Origin of the sequence: Halalkalibacter kiskunsagensis, from assembly GCF_037027555.1 — a bacterium.
GTDB lineage: Bacteria > Bacillota > Bacilli > Bacillales > Bacillaceae_D > Halalkalibacter > Halalkalibacter kiskunsagensis.
Window position 1 is genome coordinate 1 of sequence record NZ_JAXBLX010000062.1, and the last position, 24,066, is coordinate 24,066.

The window sequence follows — 24,066 nt, forward strand, 5'->3', positions numbered from 1 at the left end:
CGAGTGAGTGGCTAGTTCTTGCTCGACGGGAATCCCACCCGCTATATGATACGACCTAGGCTCGGCCGCACAACTGCTCGTTCGTACAAGAATTAACTGTCTTAATTGAGCGGTCTAATAATATTGCAGAAGTATTTGGGTAAGTTTTAAGCAAAATTTCAGCTAAAAATCTATTTCCACAGCCCAAGTCCATAATTCTTATCGGATTAGAGGTGAAATGGTTGATTACTTGAAGCATAGTTTCAGCTTGTTCAGCTCCGAAAGGAATTCCTCCTCGAGTTTATTCCAAATAATGTTGTGTAACATCTTGTCTTTGCCAGTTTGTTGTTGCCATTTTTTTCTCCCCCCTTTATAAATGTTAAAAATAAAAAAGCCTATAATCTCATAAGAGACGACAGGCTTTACCTACGTGGTACCACTCTTTTTGATTTGTTTGACAAACAAATCCACTTTAAAACCGATTACGGAAGTCAGCCGTTAAGACCTATTTATCAGCCTTACCACTTATGGGCGAGTTGGGAATTTTATTGACAAAAGGACTAGATAGTAATTAAAACTTATCTAGTCCATCCTATTTAAATAATCTAGCTTTAGATTAAGATTCTAAATCAATCGGTGAATGAATGTTATCTTTAAACAAGTCAAAATATAACTGATTATTTGTACCGCGCACACAATAGGAAACATCCTCTAATCTTAACCCTCGTTGTGATATTTCCGCATCTAACCATCCTTTCGTAAAATGATTTTGCTTGAAATTTTTTTCTATAATTTGTCCATCCATAATCAGTTCTAAAGGGAAAAAGGATTTGTTCGTACTAAAAATCCCCATATCCTTTTTGGTTGTATTCCGATGCGGCAGCTTCTTTAATACTGAAATATGCCCATCTGTTTCCATGACTGCATACTCTACTTCATCAATATCAAAAACATCCTTTTCTCTCAATGCCTGATTTAGAGAATCCATTGTAAATTTTAACTTCTTAAGATTTTCCTCAAGTATTTTCCCGTTTTGAATAATAACTGTCGGTTCTCCAGAAAGTAATGCTCGAATATTTCTATTTTTTAATGAAAGTAAAGTAGAAAGAAAAAGTAACCCTACAAAAGATATTAAAGCAACAATAATATATTTTATACTAATTGTTACGTTAAAAGTTAAATTCCCAGCAATTGCTCCTAACATAATGGTGGCAATAAAATCATGGTATGTCATTTGAGAAATGGTTTGCTTTCCAAGTAAATGAGCAATAGATATAAGCATTACAAATGCTAAAATACATCGCAATATGATTTCAATTGTCTGTAACATGAAACTGCCCCCTTAGTAAATTTTTCAAAATATGCAATTAAAACTTATTTTTAAACAAACTTCCTAAAAGTATCCACTTTTGAATATGGCTTATTGTATATCATTATTTCTAGATTGAGCTTGTGTGGATTTCTAACTCATTTAATTATTGGTGAACCCACCATTCTAATAAAGCATGGCAAGATTGTTCAAAAGAATTTAAAACAAATTCGCTAATCTTTAGCAGAACTTTTATCAACCGTTCGAGCATTTGGCTATCCTGATATTAAAGATATTGAATATGCCATATTAGAACCAAATGGAAAAATAAGTGTTATTCCGAGGAAAGAATTACAGCCTTTAACTCTTGAACATTGCAATATTAAAGTCGAATAATCTGGTTTACCACTTGCTCTTATTATTGAAGGCAGGATTCAAAAACGAAATATGGCCCTTATTAACAAAGATGAACAATGGCTAGAAAACATGTTAGAACAAAAGAGGATTGAAAATATTAATGATATCTTCTATGCATACATGAAAGATAGCGAGGATTCCTTTACAATTCTTACTTATCAGTACTGATAAAATACCTTATGTAATAAAAAGTCTACATCAAATGCAGACCTTTTAATTTTCAGTGAAATATTAGTCTATAAACTAGTTCGACCACTATACTCATGTCTATGTGGAATTGCTCCATCAACAGAAGTTACTCCACTAAATTCATGATAATGCCCTCCACCTAGGAGAAATATTGCTGGGCCTGTTACCCCACGAATAACATGTTTATGCCTATCGTCAACAGTAGTAAATGTAAAATAACGATGTGTATGCTGTATTCCACTAGGAGCTGGTTCTGTAACTCCTGCATAACGATGATCATGTCCTACATCAAATGATGTTACTCCTTTGAATTCATGGGTATGAACAGGTTGACCATCCCAAGTTGTTATATAGAGATTATGCGAATGTTCAGTACCATCCTCATCAATATCATACATAAATCCTGTTACTGGAACATTAATCATTAATAAATCACCCTTTCGATTTGCTCTGGTATCTTATGAGCAAAAATTAGAAAAAGAGTGGGTTTGTGTACCTACCTAGAGAAAGATTATTGTACAGATGACAAAAAATGAAACCTTTTAAAGCCTAACAAAGAAGTTGTTTTTGAAAAGCTATTCGATTTTCATAACCTGATTTTTTGAAGTATGAAAAAATTCCATATATAAATAATAAAAAGGATATTAATTAAATTAAAGGAGCAGGTTCTATGAAAAAATTGTTAATGGGACTGATTTTATTAATTCCGCTAATCATGTTTACTGGGTCAATAAGTACTTACGCAAAAAACCAGGAACAATGCATTAGCCAATCAGAGGTAAAGTTCGAAAATGAATTCAGGAGACTTTGGATTGATCATGTATTGTGGACAAGTAATTATATTACAAGCGCAACAACAGCAGGAGCAGAAGATCAAAAACAGGTGTTGTCAAGGTTGCTGAAAAATCAGGAGGATATTGGTAATGCTGTAAAGCCCATATACGGAGAGGAAGCTGGGAACAAACTTACAGATTTGCTTAAAGAGCATATCGTTATTGCAGGAAAGATTGTAGATGCGGCTAAAAGCGGAAATGAAGCCTTGGTGAATCAGCTAAACAAAGAATGGTATAAAAATGCTGAGGAAATAGCCGCTTTCCTTAGTAGCGCAAACCCTCACTTAAAAAATGAAGATCTAAAAAAATTGCTGTTTATGCATTTGGAGTTGGTGGCAAATGACTTATCAGCAAGCTTAGTAAAAGATTGGGGGGCAAGAATTGTTGCAATCGATGAAGGGGTTTCCCATATAATCCTAATGTCAGATGCTATCTCTGCGAGGATTGTAAATCAATTTCCTGAGAAGTTTAATAAATAATCTCAATAAGCTCCAGCACTCTGCTGGAGCTTATTGAAAAATTCCTTTAGGGCATGTAGTTTCCCACGTTTATTCATTTGTTTTAGGAAAATATTAATATTAATAAAAACAGGAAACGACTATTACTGTTTCCTTTTTTTTACTTAATCTCTCCGTTAGATTTTAAAATCTAATAAGTCGAGTTTCACATTTGAATACTTCGCTTTTCCCGTGATTACTGTATTTTTTAACCTTTACTATCCTAAGAAAAATAAATTTTTTATTAAATTCCTTTATTATTTCTTTTATTTGTCTCTATTAACTGGATTAGAATTTATTGCAGTTAAATATACAAAGACAATTAAATATATTTGTTGGAAATGGTATTGGAGTACGATAACTATGGGAATCTCAATTTTTATTTCTCGACTTTACTTTAAGTGGTTTTTTATAAATGAAATTAAACCAAATTCCTCGACGTCTTCGTCCCCATTAGATAAATAAGTTAAAAAACATGCTTTATCTTAAGCGAAGTCTTTGGACTTTGCTTTTTCGTTTCGAGGTTTGCACTGTTGCATAGTAATTGTCAAATAAGAAAGACGACCATCCTAAAAGTGATCTTCTCTAGATGTTTAATATACTACCAGTATCGTTGTACTCGCAGTAAAAGATCATGCAATAAATTACAGTTCTTGTTGAGCTAACGCAATCCGTTTGTTTAAGTGTATTAATTCACAATAATCCCGTTTTTAAGAATAGAAATAAAAATGAGCTGCCGCAACAGCTCAGAGATATATTTCAAATATTATTTTATTCTTTCAAAATTGAAATCCAAATTTCACATTTTACTGAAGGTGAAGCTAAATCTTTACTTTTAATCGACAAGATTTCAGGTCCTTCTGTTACTTGATAGTTAGAGGATGGGATCCACTCAGAATAAATTCTTCCCCAAGTTTCCTGGAGTGTGTTAGGAAATGGTCCTGTTGATTCAAATATCGCCCATGTTAAGGCAGGAACTTCAAGTTTTGAAAAGTTTCCAGGGTTCTCTCGTGTTGTCGCTACTCCTATATACTGGTCCAACTCTCCTTTTTCTTCCATACGTCCTTCTGAAAAGTTTGTAGATGCTTGAATCATTCCTTTTGGTTCAACATTAGAGAGTTTTTGTAATTGGTCTATTTTTTCCATATTCAAGGATTGCCACATCGCTACTATTTCCGAATTTTCTCCTTCAAAAACAATTGGAACTCGTTTCATGATACCAACGATGTTAAATGCTCCTTTTTGTTCGATTCGGTAGTTCATTTCATTTCCTCCTCTAATTGATAATTGGAAGGTCATGAGTGGATATGCTTTTAATTGCTGACCATTATTTCTTGCTTCTGATGGTGTGACACCATGTAAATTGAGAAAAGCTCTAGTAAAGGAGTCCGGTGAATTGTATCCATATTTCATCGCAACATCGATTACTTTTACGTAACTCTTTTGAAGCTCAAATGCTGCCAAACTAAGTCGTCTACGGCGTATATATTCTGATAACGTAATTCCTGCAAGAAAAGAAAACATTCTTTTAAAATGATATTCGGAACAATGAGCTAAACTTGCCACCACCTTGAAGTCTATTTCGTTAGTAAGGTTTTCCTCGATATACTTCATTGCAGTATTCATGTTCTTAAGCAAATCCATTAATATGACCTCCTTTCATCAATAGAATAACAGGAGTTTACTCTAGTCATCCGACATTTTGTGCACCATTTTGTAGGATTAATTTTTTATTTCGTTATACTGCTTAATTCGTTAATAAGAAACGGTCAGTCCTATGTAACAAAACTGCTTAGTTAGCAAAGTACATACTTTTACAATATAACCCCAAAAAACGAAGATATTTACTGCACATTATGCGTCAAATACGAAAAGACGATTACTTTGAATATAATCGTCTCTTAGATGGTTAATACTTTACCAGTATCGTTGTGCAGCAATGGGATACCTTTGCTTCTATCTTTTTTCTTCAATTTAATGTTGGTATATTTTTTTATCAATCTTATTTCCGTGATTTTTAAAATTTGAAAAATAACCGACTTAATGTCGGCTCTTTCAGTTCATTTTATTTAGTTTGTGAAATTGCATTAACGAGTTGGTTAAGAGCTTCGTTAATTGGAGTAACTGGACGACCAAGAACTTTCTCAAAATCATTGCTTTTAACTTCTAGTGAACCGTTTCGAATGCTTTCTTGAATACCTACTACAATCGGAATCACAAAATCAGGTAAACCTAACCCTTTCATGATCTCTGCATATTTTTCGTCACTAACTTGTTGTACAGGTATTTCTTTACCCAACACATTACCAAGAGCAGATGCCAATTCTTCTTGAGTTAAAAGAGGACCAGAAAGTTCATAAACTGTATTTTCGTGACCGTTTCCAACAAGAACCGCTGCCGCTGCATCTGCATAATCATGTTGCAGTGCCCAACCTACTTTACCTTTTCCAGCAGAAGTTACCCATGGAGCTCCTCCCATAGCACCTTGTATACTTCCGATTTCGTTTTCCAAATACCAATTATTACGCAAGAAAGAATATGGGATACCCGTCTTAATGATGGCTGCTTCTGTCGCAACATGAGGAGGAGCCATTAAATTTTTGCTATCTATTGCATTTGCTAAACTTGTGTAAGCAATAAATTTTACCCCTGCACGCTCAGCTGCTTGGACAGCATTAGTATGTTGATGAATTCTTGTTTCATTGTCACCATCGGCAGAAATAATTAATAAGCGGTCAATCCCTTTAAAAGCATTAGCTAATGTTTCTGGGCGATCAAAATCTCCTTGACGAACTTCCACTCCACGAGCACGAAGTCCTTCTGCTTTCTCTGGGTTTCGAACGCTCACTGCCAGTTCACTTTCAGGTATAGATTTCAATAATGAGTCAACAACCTTTGAACCTAATTTCCCTGTTGCTCCTGTAACTAATATTTTCATTTTGTATTCCTCCCACTCGTTCATCTGTAACAACACCAATTACATGTAATCATTCTAATTACATGTAACCGATTTGTCAACACATTAAATGCTATTTATTATTTTATACGTCATTTGGTATAATAAGCTTGTAATCAATTTAATTACATGGTGAAGAAATAAAATTAAATAACGGAATAGTTAATAGAGGTGGTGACTTAATATGTCCATCAGCAGCCGATTCGCTGTCGGAATTCATATATTAACTCTAATTGAATTAAATAAAGATGGAGTAACATCTTCTGAATTTTTAGCTTCAAGTGTTAACACGAACCCAGCCGTAATAAGAAAACTAATGGGAATGCTAAAAAAAGCTGGTTTGATAGAGGTAAATCCTGGTATTGCAGGGGCTAGACTCGCAAAGGAATTCTCCAATATTACACTGTTCGACGTTTATAAGGCTGTGAATGTTGTACAGGAGAAGGAATTGTTTAGCATACATGAAAGTCCACATCCTGATTGCCCCGTAGGTAGGAACATCCAGAATACAATTGAACCATTATTCACAGCAGCACAATTGGCAATGGAGAAAGTTTTAAGAAATGTTACTTTAAAAGATGTTGTGGAGGATATTGCTACTAAAGAAAATATCCGTTAAAAAAAGGCATTCCAAAGGAATGTCTTTTCTCTTTATTCCTCAACTAATCTGATCCTTTACTTAAGTACAATATTTCACAAGGTTAATTATATTTTACATAAATATTCAATTTAAAACTCTTTAGGTTATTCCACAATCTGACTTTGTTTGTTGCGCAGTATTGGTCTAATACGAAATTGTATTTTTCTTCAACATTACTGCCTCTTTAACAAAATAAGAGCTGCCGCATCGACAACTCCTTGTTCAGTCACTGCACTCAGTTAGCTGAAAATCATGTTCTTCTCAAACTTGCTTCAAATAAATCTATTATTTCTAAAAATCTCTCAGCTTCTCTAAATGTATGGTCTGCCAAAAGAGGATGAATATTACTTTTGATCCGACATGCTTCAATTAACTCTCTAGCTGTTTTCTTGAAATCCCTTAAGGAAGCAACCGATACTTTATTTTGATTTAAAAATTGACTTAAAATAGGTTTAGTTTCTGATTGAGGACGCATGGAGTCTAAATCAACCGCTTGGAACATCAATTGGTCGAAATCATGGCTAAATTCTCTTGCCTGTTCAACCAATTTTCTTTCCGAAGGATCTAAAAGATGCCCAATAAACTTTGCATGGTCTGCCATAATTTTTAAGAAAAATACATTTTCTTCTATCACCGTATCTGGTTCTGGGGCAAGCTTCCCTTCATTCAGTTCTTTTAAACGATTAGCAAAATATGCTGCCTCTCTACTAATATGATCAACTAACAAAGGGAAATTGTTATGACGGATTTGGCAACTTAAAGTTAAGCCTAAAACTTTTCGTTTGTAGCCCCATATTGCTGCTGCAGCTTGGTAAACCTCACTATTAAAGGCTTGAACTTGACGTAAATCTGAATCAACACTAAATCTAGCTAACCTTTCTTCTATACGTTCGAACAATGAAATAAACTGTTGAGCTTCCTCGATAAGTTGTGTCTGTTCATGAGTAAAACCCAAACTTAAAAATAAGGCATGTTCTTTCATAATCCTAGACCAAAATTGGATTTCGTCTAATGACCTCTCAACTATCGGATTTGCCATACTATCCCTCCTTATTGACCCCTGCCTTTCTATATATACGTGTGATACTTTGTATTATTCGTTATTTACTCCAGGGACAGAGGGACAGGTTCATCGTCCCAGTTGATAGAATTCATCCCGCTTTCGGACTGTTTCTCGTCTTCCTCTTTGCTTCCTGTCCGAATTCATCCCGCTTTCGGACTGTTTCCAGACTTCTTCTTTGCTTTCTGTCCGAATTCATCCCGCTTTCGGACTGTTTCCAGGCTTCTTTTTTGCTTTCTGTCCGAATTCATCTTCATCTTCTCTTTCGGACTGTTTCCCAGCTTCCTCTTTGCTTTCTGTCCCACCTCTGTCCCTGGTACTTATTAAACATTTCTAATCATATTCTTATAAAAGAAAACAATAAGAAGGGGTGTAAGTTAATTGAAAAAAGTTAAGGTTAGTTTACGGCCCATTGTAAGTAAGATAAATTTACCCACTGTTCTGAAAACAACTATACTTCCAGGTGACTCAATTGAAAGATTATTTATCCCAGGTAGGAGAGATTTATTACATAGGAAATGGAGATATAAGGACTTTTTTAGATATTCGCCCACAAGTTATCAAACTAGGTGCTTCTGGTGGCGGATATGATGAACGGGGATTGCTAGGGCTAGCGTTTCATCCCGAATTTTATTATAACGGTCTGTTTTATCTTCATTATTCAGTAGCTGGAACACAAGGGCCAGGTGCTCTTCCTGAATCTTTTAACCCTAACCCGTGTGATCCCACAACCTTAAACTTAAAATGGATTAATAGAGAAATTCAATTCGATCATATTGATACAGTTGAAGAATGGATTTTACAATCGAATGGTCAACCTCAAAAACGGCGGACCTTACTTAATTTAAGAAGACCATTTTTTAATCATAATGGCGTCAATAGCTTAAACTTTTCACCTGAAACAGGAAAACTTGTTTTAACAACCGGAGATGGCGGATCAAGCTATGACCCATTTAATATAAGCCAGGATGATATGGAAATCGCCGGTAAAATAATTGAAATTGATGTAGTTAAGAATTCATTTATTAATAATCCACCCGTAGTTACACGTTTTAATGAACTTCCCGTATCTATTCAGGAAACGCTTACAGTAATTGCTAAAGGAGTTCGCAATATACCAGGCATTTCATTTCAAAGGTTTAATAATCAGTATATTAAATATGCTGGAAATGTCGGACAGGATTTGGTCGAGTCGATTTTTTCATTTGTTCATTATAAACCCATACCGGTTACACAGCTTATTCAAGCTTCTTTCATGTATTCTAAGCCTGACCAAGAAGGATTTATTAACTTTGGCTGGCGGGGGTGGGAAGGTTGTTTTCCTACTTCGATCATGAGAGGCTGTACTAATAATACGTCTTTTGACGAGAAAACAATTGCTTATTACAATGAATCAGTAGCACTTTCAGGGAGTCGTCTTCAGCCTTTAACTAGTTATTTTCATCAAGATCCCCGACCCGATAAGTTTGGAGGAACTGCACTTACAGGAATTCATCCTTATATAGGGAATCAAATCCCTGGTTTAACAGGAAGTGTTGTGTTTACTGATTTTGCCGGGAAAGATTCTCAACCTCAGGCTAGAGGTGCTTTAGCTTATACCAGAGTGAGACCAAATGGCAAACAAAATGATTTTAGTGTGATTCAAACCGATTATAATTTTGGGTCTCAATCAGCCTTTTATGCTAGTTTGGGAACGAATCTGGGTCAATCCAGACTATATTTAGGGGTTTATGGCTCTATGAATGTGACTGATCTTAACCAAGGCACTGTTTTTGAAATAGTTCCATGAATCATAACTATAAAATTCTACTTACTTGATACATTTCTTATATGGATTGAATTTAATCTAATTAACAACCAAGGGAGGAATCAAGCTCCCTTGGTTGTTACTTTTTCCAGGTATTAAAGTTGAACACCTTGATTTCACCAAAATACTGTTACATAAGTTTCCGAGATAATTTCTGTAAACCTTAATATAGGCGCCCTCAACGACTTGGGGATCTATTAATCACCTGAAAAAAATGGGTGAATTTCCTGAAACTGGGCTATTTTATAGGATCACTAAATTATAATCATTTTTATTCTTCTAAAAATGATTAAAGAAATTTCAACCCATAACCAGCTATAAAGGAAAGCAAATAAAAAGATCCATATAGTTGTAAGAAATGAAAAGGAATCAGAGACGGCTGGACCTAGAATTGGAAAGTGAAAAATAAATATTAGACTCATTATCCCTAACATTAAAAGAATTGTCCCTGTTGCAATAACACTTAGTCTCTTCCTAAAAAAGGAGAAAGATGCGCCTATACCAAGTCCTAACAATCCTGTTGTAAAAGGAAATACAATTAGTTCAGTTGGCTGTAGGATCAATAACAACATAATTGTCATAAAATAGGACTTTACTCCAAATGGAATGAATAAAATGGAACATAACAGAATAGGTGCAGTGGCAAGCGGACTTATAATATATCCCATACCTGGTATAAAGCCACCAGCAGCCTGTAGAATGGCAGCAATACAAGCAAAAATAGACCCTAATATGAGCTTCATCGTTTTTTTATGTTTATTGAATATTATTTGAGATAAACGAACCTCATCAGAAATAGGTTTGAAAAAATACACTTTTTCACCTCATTCTAAATGGTTTATATGTTTTCCGTACATTATATTTACCATTTATTAGAGGTGGAACTATTATTACTAATCCAAACATCAACATCCTTTTTATTGAAAATAAGCTTTATAAAAAACCTCTCTAAAACTTAATCGATAATACTAAAGGAGGCATTTTCCTATTTTCAATGTGCGTTACTCTTGCTTTACCTAGCTAAGTAAACTCCCTCTTAACCAGGCGCGTGAACGGTATGGTCCGACGGGAACTTGGATCAAGCTGGTTTTTCCTTTCGAAGCGATCCTGTAAAGTTCATCACATTGGTTTGCATCGAATCCTAACAATGGATGCCCCCCCATTCCTAAAGCACACGACACCAAGAGCAGTCGTTGCACGAGAATGCCCGCTTCCATCTGTTGAATACGGTATCCTCTATACCCGAATATTTCTTTTAGGTGACTTTTGTCTCCAACCACATGCATACAGAGTGGAATTTGATACAAATTCACATTGGGCATGGTTAATCCGTATTGTAAAAACTCCCGGTAATCTCCCTTGTTTATTCTCCGAAGTGCATGAGTGCCACTATCATAAGAATAAGCACCATTACGAATTCCCTCTACATTATAAAAACTGCCATATAAAGAAACACGAGTCTCAAGCTGTCCCTCTGCATCGTCGATGTCATTTTGATACGAGAAAGAAAATGTCTCTTTTAAAAAAGAAGATAATTGTGTTTGGCTCACTTTTCCTAACGTAAAATCGGTATCAGGAGAATACCGCTTCCTGCAAACAGATGCGAGATCGAACGATAAGCATTTTGAAAATGGCAGCAAGACCATCTCCCTATCTAAGGTAAGTTTCTCACAATTATTTTTCTTTACTTTCACAAATGAATTCTTTGTTTCAATCATCGATACTTCATTAAGTTTTCTAAGCATTGGATAATCAATGACTCTCTTTGAACGATTATAGGAAATATGATTCAATACTGGAACTTCCCGACACAATTCAGATGCTGAAAGTATTTCTTCCCTTTTTTGAACGTTGTCAACACAAGTAATTGATGGTTTCATACTTAATGGGATAACTGCATATACACTTTCCTCCTGTCCGGATAACCCAAGCAAATGATTAATAGACCGATCAAGAAATTGATAACATACCCGTGTAGAGAACCCCATTCGCTTGGCTACTTCTAATGATTGCCCAATTAACACACCTGCATCTAAGCCTTGGAGTCTGTAGGAAAAATTATTGTATTTATAAAAATTTTTCCAAAAAACGGTCGAGACAAAAGCGATGCAAAAACAATCCGAAATAGGAAGACCGTTTTCAAGACTTCTCCCTAAGTAGAAATCGTAATTTCCTTCTCGTAACAAAATAAGACTATGATGCGCTACATCATAATGGTAAATTCCTTCGGGAGCATTATCCAGTTTTAAATACACATATAATTCGTTAGGATACAACGCCCCCCCAGAGGGAACAAATCTCCGTAAAGACTGAGTAAATCTTGCATGTTTTTCCTTGGCTTCGTCAATTAAAATAGATTGAGAGTATTGAGTAAGTCCGTATACGTACCATAAAAAATGACCAACCTCTACAAGACTAGGGTTTTGATCATCTTCTTTCTTCTTGAGTGCTAAAGGTACTTCTGCAGAGAGAGGGATCCTTGGTAACCCGCGGTACAATTTATAGGGAAGTGGCGCATCCTCCCAATCTACCTCCCAATCTGGGGGGAAGATTTTATCCGTTTCAAAATGCAGTTGATGTAGAAAAGTTTCTAGCTCCAAATCGTTTACCCTCCTACTCTTCCATTACGGGAATGGATGGGGAAATGGATTAAGCTGTTCATACAATAACGGTTTCTTCTCGTATCCTAGTTGCATAGGTACCTTGAGTACCCTCTCCAACCCTTTCACACGGGTGAGGTGATGCCCAAATGTCATTGGTAACATACCTGGAATTAATACCTTTACACAATATAATCCATTCCGTTCAGTTATAGTTGTTGTTTGGTCAACCACTATAACATCTAGGTTTAAACGGCGGAACCTCTGAAGGATATCCTGAAGATCATCTTTTAAATCAGTATTGGCCGGCGGCTCCTTAAATTCCTCAGCAAACGTACGTAAAGGACGGTGATCATCTAATAAAAAATTCAGTCGTTCTTCTGCTTCTTTGAGACCATATAGCATACCATGGTCCTCCATCGTACGTACTGCAAACGGATCTTTAAGCATCTTTTTATATTTCTGTCGGTTTTTCTCCAACTTTTCATCATCCCTAAACATCATTCCTGCCAGCTCGTAAATCGAGCTTTTTACAGCCCTAACAGGATCAGGGTTAGCACCTGCTGCACAAATAATGTTTACGCCCCTGGATCTTTTGTTTTTTGCAACTGCCCAAACACTTGGAATCTCATGTTCCATTGTTGAATTGTAAAAATAAAGGTCATAACCGGTAACTTCAGTAATACGGTCGACCATCAGCTGTAATTCTATATCGTTAGCTGAACGAAGATCAAGCCGCGGAAGGGGGAGCCTTGCATACCAGGTTAACAAGAACGAATCTCGCTCGACAACCTCCATAATCGCATGGAAAATGGCTTCTACTAATGTCCCTCCTATGGCGCATCCGTTTGATGTTTCATATACAAAGCCATCCCCACAGCTCAAACTATAGTAGGCGAGTAACTCTGGAACTAGAATAGGACGTTCTTCTAGTAACGAGTAACCCCAGACCCAACTCATTGGCTGATCAGGCTTAAAAGGTTTAAACGGAAAATCAGGATTTTTATATTGATCCGTTTCATGTACACCAACACATGTAGGATTTAGTGCACTATCTTTTAAATGATGATAACTATCATGAACGACTGTCCTTTTTCCTCGAGGTTCGATTCCACAATATCGTTCCAAACCTTCCAATAGGGCAGTCAGCTCACTCGTTTCATAAGAATTAGATCTCCCTGCTACTCCCTCGTCTCCTCCAAACAGCGGCATGTTCACTAAAACATCAGCAAAAGGAAGCCTGACATCCTGCATTTTTCCATTCATAAGCCCAGTACGATAATCGAGATAATCTTTGACTAACACTGTTTTTAATTCATCCATCGACCGACTGCGATAACCGCTATCATTGATTTTAGGACTGGATTCTAAACGAATCTGAGCTAATTCTGATGTATCATTAGGTAATGAACTGCACATCGGACACGATGGGTTAGGCAAGAAAATGTGCAGTGAGTTCGATAACGTTTTCATGTTCGTAATTGACATTTTTTCTTCTAAGTTGCTGGATTCTCCTTGAAGAATCCTTCGCACAGCATTGCTGATCAAATTTGCCATTTGCGACAGCCCAATTCGTGATGCCCAAGCATCTTGATGTATACCTTCTTCTGCTGGCAATCTCCTTTGAAACTCCCACATTTCTTGACGATCAGGTCCCGCTATAATACGCCGCATATCAGCACAACAAGAACATCCTGATGTATCCGGGCGTACGAATGGACCAATGATTCCCTCTCCAAACGAAATGAAACCTCGAAGCCATGGAATACCTGCCTCCCTGAATCTTTCTTCCGCTTTTTGATGAACAGATGGATGCCAGGAATCGTGGAGTACCAGAGCTAATTCTGTTTCATCTGGAACGACTTCTACTATACTTTGACGCTTTATAAGATAGTTTCCAGATAATTGATGATAGACAAAATCCGCTAATAAACCTCTTCCATTCATTAGAATTAGGGCTGCCATTAGCATTCCTCCTCTCGAACCTGTACACCAAACACCCCTGCTAGTTCATGCTTTAAAAAAGGTTCGAACGATAGGTCATAAATAACTAAACGTTTTCTGTATTGTTTTAAGACCTGAATGGAAGATTGTAATACCTCTAATTGAGTCATTCCATCACAAGAAGGAATTTTGAGTTGGGATTTCTTTTTACCAACAAAGTCGGCTGGCACCATTTCATGCCTTACCAGTGAATTGACCTGGTTTGGAGTATTTAAAAGTGCTTGTTCTAACGCATGTCGTAATGCAAACGTTATATTTAAACCTACCCTATTGTACCATCGACCATTCGACCTTATACGTATGACAGGGAAGCCCAGAATATCCTCTCTTAAATCGATGCTCGGTGGGCCATTTAAGGTAGTCAACGCATCTAAATAGTATCTGCATTGCTGATCTTCTATTGATTCTAGCTGCAGTTCAAAGAGCAAATTGGGTAGATCAACCTTTCTTTCTCTCAACTTTTCATCTAAATATTTTTGCAGTCCTCGACATATAGCCTCTTCTATTGTTTGCCCTGCACCGATGCCCATAAAATCTTCTGGTATAATCGAGTCAATCTGATCATTTTGATTTTTAAATCCCTTAACATTTGGATCGAACAATTGTGAAACATACATTTCAATGCCAGTCAGCCCGGCATGTCTTTTTGCCTCCTCATGTGTAAAACCAGCACAAACAACTTCTGAAAGAAGTGCTGCTGGGCCGTAACTTATCGGGTTAACTGCTTGAACATAACACTGAGCCAGAGGAAGCTGTGGCAAATTTCGTTCCTCCCATGAATGAAAAATTCCTACCTCTTCGGAAGTTAATCGATTAAAATATTCCAATAGGTTACTAGGTGAAGTATTTCTGTTCACTTCATGTTTAATCCTTACATCAAGGTCTTCAATCAGCCTGGGCGTTAAAATACTAGACGTAACCAACGGGTGTGTGAGGTATGATAACCAGTTCCCCTCCAATGTTTCAAGATTAAGTAGGTAAAATTGGTTACTTTCAGTTGAACCTGCAATTCCTACAGCCTTCTTGAAAAATTCAAATACAAGGACATTTGCCAAAATCGATCCAGCAGTTGATGAGAAATTGGTAGGCTGATGATCATCTTGAACGGCAGATTGATGAAGGCGGCGCCATGCAGACTCCCAGCATCCATCTGATTCTTGATGAACGACTGGACCCGCTAGCCCTACTTGCTCTAAACATATTGCAGGTAGAAATACCTTCCTTTCCTCTTTGCAAACGAAGTTAAGATTCCGTAGTTCATTTACATTTCCATCCTGCGAAACATACAGAACCCAATCGTAAGGCTGTACCGCTTGTTTCCAAGCACTTTTATACTCCTCTTTTTCAAAAGGGATCTCCTTTACCTCTACCTCGGAATCATCTTTTTTGGCATTCTGCACCAGTTCATGAATCCGTGGCCGATTTGTAGGCATTGATTGCGTTAACATAAAGTTGAATTTAGGAAGTCCCGATTCGAGTAATGCACTGACCAATGAAACTAGAATGGGACCAGCTCCGACAGCTAAAATTTTTGCCTGACGGTATTCTTGAAAGTGGTACGCGCCAGAATCGACAAAATTTTCAATGAATTCAATTTGTGAAGAATATTTTTCAAGGACCATAAGATTTAATTGGTGTGGTCGATCCTGACTTATATCTCTTACAAAGCCATTCTGGTACAATTTATCTCCAATCTCATATACTCTCTTCTTATACGGAGCCGTTAGTCCCTCGGTCAATTTTCCCAATGTTTGCTCTCCATTGAACATCGGCATCAGTGTTTCAATCCACTGATAGATGGTACTTCCTTTGAGACGGAAGGAGCTTTCGTTATTTCTAAAATACACACCACCTTCTTGATCTGGTATATAAAATGTATCTTTTTTTACCTTTAGACGTGTGGAAGCGTTAAGTTTTGTCATTAAGCTCCTCCTTAATAATCAATACAAATTAGGCACTACCATTTTATGTAGTTTTATTTGTCCATTATGATCCTGAAAAAAAGGTAATGCCCCTGCGATAAATTACGCAGGGACACTTTTTCCGTTAAATAACTAAATTTTTTAAAAAAACGTTTAACTTCCCCAACAACGGAAACAGTTATGACATCTAAAACAGTTAAAGCAGTTAAAGCAGTTAAAGCAGTTAAAACAATTAAAAAAACAGCTGAAGCATCGAAAACCGCCACATCGATGGAAGCCTCCGCCCCCAAACGTACCAAAGCGTGCATTTTCACTATTAGCATCCATAGGAATTAACTCACCAACTTGGAACTGATCCATTTCCAAGTTTTGCAATTGATTTTGATAATTATGCATTTTTCTTCTCCTTTGTATTTAATTTTCAGGTTAATCCGACACCTGACAGGAGAGTTCAAGGAAGTTATTAATCAGTTTTGGGCATTTAAACCATCAGACATTCCGCGTACTCTCTTCAACAAAATATGATTCCTTTTAGGTGATTGTTACTGATGTAAGTGCCCAAATCTCATTGAAGGTACCGTCTATTCGGCTATGTGGAAATTTATTTTCGATGAATATTCGTTTTAATTCTTGCATGAATCGATATACTCTTAATAAAAAAATATAGAAACTAAACCGACTACCAAAGCCCCATCCAACTAAAGGTATTAATGCGTGAAAAAGGATTAAAACCGTACAACTTGTAATAGAAACCGCAAATGCATCCAAATGCAATTCCATAAGAAATCATGAGAATTCCACTTAAATTCATTATTTCCGTCCCCAATTAATCAAAAATTAATGCTTAATTAGATCACCTGATTAATGAGTGGATCTAAGATTTCAATTAGGGAAGCATTGCTCAACTCAAGAGGATTAACTTTTTTTGATTTAAGTTACTTCACCACTAAACCAATGAATATATCCGCAACGCTTACAAATTAAAGTTTTAGCAGATTTATTTAACCAATCTACTTGTATCTCGTTAGATTTATACTCCTTACCAATATTATCTAACTCCATTTCTTTTGCCTTTTCTTCACCATCTTTTCTCAACCGTTCTAACTCTTCCTTACTGTAATACAAATCAGATACCCACCATAAAAGATACTTCAATAATACCAAGTTCAGACCCCTTTACTTTAAGAAATTAGTTATCGTTATTCGTTATTCAAGTATATGGCCCTTTTCATGAAGAAAGACGCTTTCCTTATTTCAGAAAAGCGCCCGTTTGTTGAGTAACTTATTACACTAAATAAATGTATGGCCTGCATCCTCCAATACTGATTTTGCTTTTTCTATGGAATGCACTTTAATCAACAAGTAGTCCGTATTAAAAGTAGAAATAGCAAAAATACTTATGTTGTTTTCCGCCAATGGATTAGCTAAAGAAGATAATATTCCTGTTAACCCAAAATCCAATACCCCCTCTATTTTTATACATTTCCAATCATGCTCCACGTCCTTTAGAAGGTTATTGGGAACATCAGATGTTGGACATACAATAGAAAGTTCTTCGTTAGTACGTGTCATTGAAATGAATTCGCCTCTGCCCGCCCAAGATGGTATTTCTTCTGTTGGTGGCAATTTCACAACAGAGAATATCGTGTCCAGTATAACTAAATTCATGTTAATCCACCCTTAATTAAAGTTGTATATTACATAATAACATTATTATTTATAACCAATTTGCTTCGTTAGTTTAAATGTAACATTTCACAAGCAATATTTATACTCCACAATCTGGACCTTAAATCAAAAATGAGCACTATTCTTATTACAGGAAAGCGCCCGATTGTTGAATCTTTCTAAAGCTTATTAAGACACGCCCTATTCCACTCGCATTCAAACTCCGAAAGCGACTGCTGACGCTTGTCTCTGTTATCGTCGACCGCTTTTAACGCCACTTTGTATAATTCGTCGCTCAATCGCCATTTTTCGATTGACCTGTCTTTTTCCCCGCCAAACAGAGCAAACGCGGTAGCTCCTATTAAATACACATTAGTTATTTCATCTATGTCTGCACCAAGTGTAAATTCCTCAGGCGACATAAAGCGTGAGGAGCCCCACATTCTGCCCATTGTATTGATATAGGGTACTTTCTCATAGAGATCAATATCACAAATAAGAGTCTTTTTTGTGCCAAAGTCATAAAGAATGCTGCTGTCATAAAAGTCAATGGCAACATACCCTTGCTTGATGACATGAATGTGAAAGGCCAGTATGTCGTTAAATACTTCAATTCTTTTGCTGTCCGGCATTTGCAAGAACTTTTCTCTGGACATCGGATACATTTTGCCCATACACTCGGCGTCTGTCCATTCAAATATGGTGGCAAACCCTTTTTCTACTTCCTCCGCTTTAATAAATCTTATCAAATTAGGGTGCGCTAAATCCTGATAAATTGGAACGGCCGATTTCAGCCTTGCGATAGCATCTTCGGGTTTGCCGGAGTATTGCTCTGTCGGTGCGCCGGCAAATTTTATAAAGTATTTCTTATCAGCGTTCTTTACGCCAAAGCAAATATTGCCCGAATCTTGATCGTCATAAATCTTGAAAACCTCACCATATTGCTTAATGAAAGAGAAATCAAAGGGCGATTTTAGTTTGTATGGAATATTATTTATGTACTGAATACAAAAATCTTCCAAATACCAAATCGGTACAGGATTATTCATGTTGTCAAACCAAGTTAGAACATTTTTTGCCTGATTTTTCATAACGGTAACTTCATCTTCTCCGAAAGGGATTGCCCAAGATATTGAAGACAGTGTATTGCTGCTTATATAAAAAGCCAAAAGTGCGAAAAACTCTCCAGACGGTCTGCCGTTAAAATAACCGTTAAGCTGCCCTGTGGCAAAGTGCGGACTGACAGTAGCACTCCACACAATGCGGTTAAACTCTTCCCACGGGTCACCATAGTCACTGCGGTTGAAATCGATGATGCTCAGCTCTCCTTCCGGCGAAATAATCATATTTCCCACATGATAATCGCCGTGCTGAAAGCATTGCGGCCTGCCGTCAAGGAGGTGTCGATTCGCCTCAATATAAAAAATGAATTTATCGGCATAATCTATTTTTATGCCACAGTTATTCCAGTTTTTGATTTTGCTGTCTGCTTTACGGTTAAAACGTGTTTCCCATTCTTCTTTCTCATTTGTTGCAGGAATAGTGTGGATTTCCCTCAATATTCGCCCCGCTTTCACACCGAGTGAATATTGCTCGGCTCGAGTCATTTTCAGTAATGCAATTTCAGCATCTTCACCGTCGCACCATACAAATAGCGAATACATACTTTTACCGTTGTTGCAAATCCCAAAATCTACAGGAAGCGACATCGGTATACCGCATTCGGCTAACCGTTTCATTATTTTAAATTCGCATTTCTTCTTGTCATACTCTGAAATATCGGCTATCCGAAGCAGCATCTTTTCGTTCGTCACGGTTTCAATATAATATTTTTTGTCGCTCGACCAGCCTTTATATATTGGTTTAATTTTTTCAAATGTTGCGTAGTTTTTGATATCGAACATGATTTTACCTCCCTTTTTTTCAAATGAAAAATTCATCAATATTACGCACACGTGGTATTTATAACGGCACCATTCACAACTTAACTACTGTATGATTTAGCAAAATCTTATTCATTTCTGCTCAATAGCTCGATTTTAATGTTTCATATTGTATTGCGTAAACTTGCTGTCCTATTGCTTATTTTGTGGTTACGCATCCCCTCAGTCGCTAGTTTCTGGTTCTACCACTAAAAGAAGCTTGAGTTAATTCTCAAGCTCTTTTTTATGCGATAAACAGTTTGTCTTGTAATAGCATATTCTTTCGCAATTGCTGTAATCGAAGTTCCGACTTTTAGTTTTTCAACGACTTGCTGATAGATGACTCATTTTTGAGGATTTTTGGCCGTTGCTGAATACAACTTAGGTCTTCCCTTATAAACTCCATTTTTTATTGCAAGCTAAATTCCTTGGGCTTGTCTTCTTTTAGATTCTGTTCGCTCTTGCTCAGAAATCATGGCCAAGATTTGAACAATCAAGTCTTTTATGAATCTATCTAATAAAGGATTCCCAATTGCTCAGCCATGATAGGTAAACTTGTAATAAGTAGTTTTACATTTTTGTCCTTTAAATAATTGACCGTCTTAATCACTTCATCATAGTTCCTACCTAATCGGTCGATTGCTTCCACTATAAAACTATCTTCTTCTCGAACAAAAGCCAATGCTTCTTGAAAAACAGGACGTTGACACCCCCACCCCCTCTAAAAAAAGCGTCTCTGCTTATTACATAAATGTGCCCGATTGTTGAAGATCAAAGGCTGAAATAGAAAATCCTTTAAATTGAGACCATTTAGGTACAAATCCAGCAACTTTAGGATTCGTAATAATAAACATATCAAAAACCCCCTTATTAAAAACGTCCGATTCTGAAATTATAAAAATCAAATTTTATTACTCCACTCCTGTTCAAGTACACTATATAATAAAGAGTCGCGCCAACCTTCTTTAATTAACAAGTCTTCACGAATTCTTCCTTCCTTGGTCATACCGATTTTTTCTAATACCCTTGATGACCCGATATTTCTAGGGTCACAAGTAGCATATATGCGATGAAGTTTGAATTCACTAAAACCGAATTCAACTAATAGTCTAGCTACCTCTGTCCCAAAACCATTTCCCCAATAGTTTGGATTTACAATGTATGCAATCTCTCCGGTTCTATTATTGAAATCTCTAATGTTAAACTCTCCAACCCCAATCATTCTTTGATTTTCTTTATTAACTATGGAAAATACAAATCGTGTTCTTGGGTTTTGTGAAGCATGAATGAGAACTTCTTCTACAAATACTTTAGAGTCTTCCTCGGTATTTGGACCCCACGGCTGATATTTACAAACTTTTTCTTGGGAGGCGTATTCATGTACATCGACCCAATCCTTTTCGTTAATTTCCCGTAAATAGACCCTTGTACTTGTTAATTTTTTTGTATTCATTTTAGTCACCCATTGAAATACAATTATTATTAATAAATTCTTTGTTCTTTTCCCAAAAAACTTATTCTAGGATGGCGCCCGATTGTTGAAGATCAAAGGCTGTTGAAGCTAGCTCACACTTATTGAAGTCTAGCAATCATTAATTGAAGAAGATTTTACTATTTCTTCTCAGCAATTACATACACATAATCACCTAAATCGCTACTATATTTATTTAAAACTTCTTCTATTCTTTTAGTTTCAATATCCTCTTTTAGTTTACTACAACCTTCTTCAACTTCTTCATTTGAAGCTAAATTTGCGAAAGTAGAAATTCCTGAGCGTACCTTTTCATCTAAATACATTTTAGGTTCATACTTACCACTATAAAGGAAAAAATCCTCTAAATTAGGTTGTATTAAGAACGTTTCATGACCAATGATATTAAATCCAGCTCTTTTTAATTTATCGCTGACTTCTACTACATTCGGCATTTGATTGGCGGAGACTTCAATGGCTTTTGGAAAATATTCTTTAAGCCAATAATTATTCATCTGTTCAGGGGATGAAGTAAAAATGACAAATCTACCTTTATCAAGCACTCTAAAAACTTCTTGAAATGGTGTCAAAAGGTCATCAAAATGATGAATTGCTAATGTACAGGTTACTCCTTCAAAGGTGTTACTCTCATATGGGAGTTTGTTTACATCTGCTACTCCCCAATTTATTGTCTTTGATTTCCCTCTTGCTTTCTTAATCATTTCTTTAGAAATATCGCTTCCAGTCATAAGTAAACCCGTATTTTCTAAAGCAACCGTATAATTACCCGTTCCACAAGCAATATCAAGTATTTGGCTTCCATTGGATACTTGTAAATGATTTCGTGAACGTCTTGTAATTTCAGGGTCAGCTTTACGAGTAATATCATAAGCTAAACCAATATTATCGTATAAAGTTGTCATCGCTAAAACCCTCCATTTTCCAGTTCCCTTTAGGTTAATTTTACCATTTATTTTCTGTTTCTTGTTAAACTAAACTCCCGTTAAGTACATTACTTCACAATCCTCTCAGTATAGCTTAACATAAATATCCAATTTCCTTATTGAGTGATATTCAAGAAAATGGCCTTTTCATGAAGAAAGACGCTTTCCTTATTTCAGAAAAGCGCCCTTTAATTGAATAAGGATACATCAGTTTATCATTGATTTTTCTTCTCTAATTCTAATTGAGTAACAATGGAAGATACTAATGTACTCAATGGGTTAATAATAGTCTTAGATGTTTTATACTCAACTTGCTGAGATGCATCAACCATAGATAATTGAGCAACGGAGATAACTTTCTTTTCATCTTTAATGATTTGATTTAAGAACTTGGAAATTTCTTGATTGTATTCTTCTTTTAGTCCTTGCATTATCAATTCAAAAGTATTATTTATAACAATAATCTCTATATCTAAAAATTTTTGATGGTTATTAGCATAATGTTTAAGACGTTCCACTGTACCTTCAACAGTTGCAGGATTTGTAAAAAGAATTGTCTGAGGTTGCTGTATATCGCAGATGAATTCAAAGAATGGTTCATCGATTTTAATAATTGGCACTGATATTGAGAGTTGGTCTTCCTGAAAAATTGCAATATAGTTTGTGCAAGTAATAAGGATAGCATCAACATTACATTGAGCAATCCATTCTATTTGCTCTTTAGCTTTATTTTGAGCATCTGATTCTTGGTAATTTTCATCTAATGTAACTCGATACATTAATGCTGGGTCAACAAAATGTATTAATTCAATGTTAAATGGAGAAAGTGCATTTTCTATGTATTCTATATTCGAATAATGGGCGTGTAAGCATCCTAATCTTTTTCTCAATTCCATTCCACCTCTAATATATTTCTGATTATTCTATCAGTATGTGAATCCAAATGTCTATTAAAATTGAGAAAGAGACCTTTCCTCTTATTACATTAAATGGCACTTTTCATGAAGAAAGAGCACAATTCTTATTCCAGAAATGCGCCCTTTAATTGAATAAATAAAAATTGATTACACACATACTCATTGAATAAAAAAGGATTTTGCATGAAGGTAGCTATACTTTCTGTAGATGAGTATTTTTGAAATCACTTGAATACTTTAATCCGTAGCCTATAGTTCGATCCATACCAATATGTGCTACCCAAGTGATACTTAATGCCAGCATTAAATTTTGTTCTAGAATCATACTAAAAATGATCAAAAATAACGGTAGTATATATGTGTGAAAAATATTATAAATTTTTGACCCAATTTTATTATTAACTATATAGCCAAGCATAGACAGATCTGGCACTAATAAAAAAAGGAAAAACACCCACCAACTAACTCCTATTTGATTATAGAAATATAGAGAAGTAATAAACACAACCAACCCTTCAATATGTAATAATTGTTTGCTCAATACATAAACCTCCTTCATTTTTATAACTGTTATACGGAAAAAAATAACCTTTGTTTCATCTTATAAAACTCCCTTCCTCCTACCTTTTATTTGATAGTCTTTAAATAAAACAGGCGTAATTCTTCTTAAAGAATTGCGCCCGTTAGCCATCCATGCAGCGCAAAATCGGCGCTGCACCACAGGGAATGAAAATGGTTAGGAAGTGGCAATACTGATACTGACCTTAATCCAGTCAATACTAATCCATAGACTTATTAATTAACGCTCTCCTCTTTTTTTTACAGATTGATCAGGGTCTTAGTGGAATAACTAAAAGTCATTTTCTACAATTTGTTCTTCTGATATTACTTGTAATCCATTTCTTTTAAGTAACGCAGAAGTAACTCCATT

21 protein-coding genes and 4 pseudogenes are annotated in these 24,066 nt (G+C 36.0%); 5 read left to right on the forward strand and 20 right to left on the reverse strand.

Translation table 11 applies throughout. The annotated features are described in order from the left end of the window. Positions 1–55: 55 nt before the first annotated feature. Positions 56–238: a methyltransferase gene (locus SLH51_RS24580; RefSeq protein ID WP_390183801.1), complete on the reverse strand. Its 183-nt coding sequence runs from the start codon at positions 236–238 to the stop codon at positions 56–58. A gap of 357 nt (positions 239–595) precedes the next feature. Then, on the reverse strand, positions 596–1,309 hold the full coding sequence (locus SLH51_RS22305; RefSeq protein ID WP_335963757.1) for a DUF421 domain-containing protein: 714 nt from the start codon (positions 1,307–1,309) through the stop codon (positions 596–598). Between the two features lie 231 nt (positions 1,310–1,540). On the opposite strand from SLH51_RS22305, the pseudogene SLH51_RS22310 reads away from it, so the two are divergent. After that, a pseudogene (locus SLH51_RS22310) lies at positions 1,541–1,873 on the forward strand (DUF421 domain-containing protein); the annotation flags it as partial. 68 nt (positions 1,874–1,941) lie between these two features. Here the strand turns inward: SLH51_RS22310 and SLH51_RS22315 are convergent. Continuing rightward, positions 1,942–2,319, reverse strand: coding sequence for a YmaF family protein (locus SLH51_RS22315; RefSeq protein WP_335963758.1), 378 nt, complete (start codon positions 2,317–2,319; stop codon positions 1,942–1,944). 245 nt (positions 2,320–2,564) lie between these two features. On the opposite strand from SLH51_RS22315, the gene SLH51_RS22320 reads away from it, so the two are divergent. Then, a complete protein-coding gene (locus tag SLH51_RS22320) occupies positions 2,565–3,206 on the forward strand; it encodes a glycosyltransferase (RefSeq protein WP_335963760.1) in 642 nt (213 codons plus the stop codon). A gap of 159 nt (positions 3,207–3,365) precedes the next feature. Then, entirely contained in the window at positions 3,366–3,689 is a 324-nt protein-coding gene (locus SLH51_RS24585) for a CBO0543 family protein (protein ID WP_390183803.1), read from the forward strand. A 306-nt stretch (positions 3,690–3,995) separates the two neighbouring features. On the opposite strand, the gene SLH51_RS22325 is transcribed toward SLH51_RS24585, so the two are convergent. Then, positions 3,996–4,868, reverse strand: coding sequence for an AraC family transcriptional regulator (locus tag SLH51_RS22325; RefSeq protein ID WP_335963761.1), 873 nt, complete (start codon positions 4,866–4,868; stop codon positions 3,996–3,998). Positions 4,869–5,289: 421 nt separating this feature from the next. Next, on the reverse strand, positions 5,290–6,162 hold the full coding sequence (locus SLH51_RS22330) for an SDR family oxidoreductase (protein ID WP_335963762.1): 873 nt from the start codon (positions 6,160–6,162) through the stop codon (positions 5,290–5,292). Between the two features lie 202 nt (positions 6,163–6,364). Between SLH51_RS22330 and SLH51_RS22335 the strand changes: the two genes are divergently transcribed. After that, entirely contained in the window at positions 6,365–6,799 is a 435-nt protein-coding gene (locus SLH51_RS22335) for an Rrf2 family transcriptional regulator (RefSeq protein ID WP_335963763.1), read from the forward strand. Positions 6,800–7,070: 271 nt separating this feature from the next. Here SLH51_RS22335 and SLH51_RS22340 read toward each other — a convergent pair whose 3' ends face one another. Beyond that, entirely contained in the window at positions 7,071–7,859 is a 789-nt protein-coding gene (locus SLH51_RS22340; protein WP_335963764.1) for a DUF2935 domain-containing protein, read from the reverse strand. Positions 7,860–8,261: 402 nt separating this feature from the next. On the opposite strand from SLH51_RS22340, the pseudogene SLH51_RS22345 reads away from it, so the two are divergent. Continuing rightward, positions 8,262–9,669: pseudogene (locus tag SLH51_RS22345) on the forward strand (PQQ-dependent sugar dehydrogenase). Positions 9,670–9,941: 272 nt separating this feature from the next. On the opposite strand, the gene SLH51_RS22350 reads toward SLH51_RS22345, so the two are convergent. From SLH51_RS22350 to SLH51_RS22415, 14 genes and pseudogenes are all read right to left on the reverse strand, one after another. Continuing rightward, positions 9,942–10,502: a hypothetical protein gene (locus SLH51_RS22350; RefSeq protein ID WP_335963765.1), complete on the reverse strand. Its 561-nt coding sequence runs from the start codon at positions 10,500–10,502 to the stop codon at positions 9,942–9,944. A 201-nt stretch (positions 10,503–10,703) separates the two neighbouring features. Continuing rightward, positions 10,704–12,287: a SagB family peptide dehydrogenase gene (locus SLH51_RS22355; RefSeq protein WP_335963766.1), complete on the reverse strand. Its 1,584-nt coding sequence runs from the start codon at positions 12,285–12,287 to the stop codon at positions 10,704–10,706. Between the two features lie 24 nt (positions 12,288–12,311). Beyond that, positions 12,312–14,252, reverse strand: a complete 1,941-nt coding sequence (locus SLH51_RS22360) for a TOMM precursor leader peptide-binding protein (protein ID WP_335963767.1) — start codon at positions 14,250–14,252, stop codon at positions 12,312–12,314. Further along, positions 14,252–16,213, reverse strand: a complete 1,962-nt coding sequence (locus SLH51_RS22365; RefSeq protein WP_335963768.1) for a putative thiazole-containing bacteriocin maturation protein — start codon at positions 16,211–16,213, stop codon at positions 14,252–14,254. Before SLH51_RS22365 ends, SLH51_RS22360 begins: the two co-directional genes overlap by 1 nt. A gap of 153 nt (positions 16,214–16,366) precedes the next feature. Beyond that, complete coding sequence (locus SLH51_RS24590) at positions 16,367–16,609, reverse strand: heterocycloanthracin/sonorensin family bacteriocin (protein WP_418770534.1); 243 nt, start codon at positions 16,607–16,609, stop codon at positions 16,367–16,369. 534 nt (positions 16,610–17,143) lie between these two features. After that, positions 17,144–17,338: a hypothetical protein gene (locus tag SLH51_RS22375; protein WP_335963770.1), complete on the reverse strand. Its 195-nt coding sequence runs from the start codon at positions 17,336–17,338 to the stop codon at positions 17,144–17,146. 165 nt (positions 17,339–17,503) lie between these two features. Beyond that, positions 17,504–17,881, reverse strand: a complete 378-nt coding sequence (locus SLH51_RS22380; RefSeq protein WP_335963771.1) for an ACT domain-containing protein — start codon at positions 17,879–17,881, stop codon at positions 17,504–17,506. Between the two features lie 179 nt (positions 17,882–18,060). Beyond that, a complete protein-coding gene (locus tag SLH51_RS22385; protein WP_335963776.1) occupies positions 18,061–18,903 on the reverse strand; it encodes a protein kinase family protein in 843 nt (280 codons plus the stop codon). Between the two features lie 168 nt (positions 18,904–19,071). Beyond that, positions 19,072–19,821: pseudogene (locus SLH51_RS22390) on the reverse strand (aminoglycoside phosphotransferase family protein); the annotation flags it as partial. Positions 19,822–20,012: 191 nt separating this feature from the next. Beyond that, a pseudogene (locus tag SLH51_RS22395) lies at positions 20,013–20,506 on the reverse strand (recombinase family protein); the annotation flags it as partial. A 198-nt stretch (positions 20,507–20,704) separates the two neighbouring features. Continuing rightward, entirely contained in the window at positions 20,705–21,256 is a 552-nt protein-coding gene (locus SLH51_RS22400) for a GNAT family N-acetyltransferase (RefSeq protein WP_335963772.1), read from the reverse strand. Between the two features lie 158 nt (positions 21,257–21,414). Beyond that, on the reverse strand, positions 21,415–22,197 hold the full coding sequence (locus SLH51_RS22405; protein ID WP_335963773.1) for a class I SAM-dependent methyltransferase: 783 nt from the start codon (positions 22,195–22,197) through the stop codon (positions 21,415–21,417). A gap of 236 nt (positions 22,198–22,433) precedes the next feature. Next, positions 22,434–23,114, reverse strand: coding sequence for a hypothetical protein (locus tag SLH51_RS22410; RefSeq protein WP_335963774.1), 681 nt, complete (start codon positions 23,112–23,114; stop codon positions 22,434–22,436). A gap of 214 nt (positions 23,115–23,328) precedes the next feature. Continuing rightward, on the reverse strand, positions 23,329–23,676 hold the full coding sequence (locus SLH51_RS22415; RefSeq protein WP_335963775.1) for a DUF4260 domain-containing protein: 348 nt from the start codon (positions 23,674–23,676) through the stop codon (positions 23,329–23,331). Positions 23,677–24,066 lie beyond the last annotated feature (390 nt).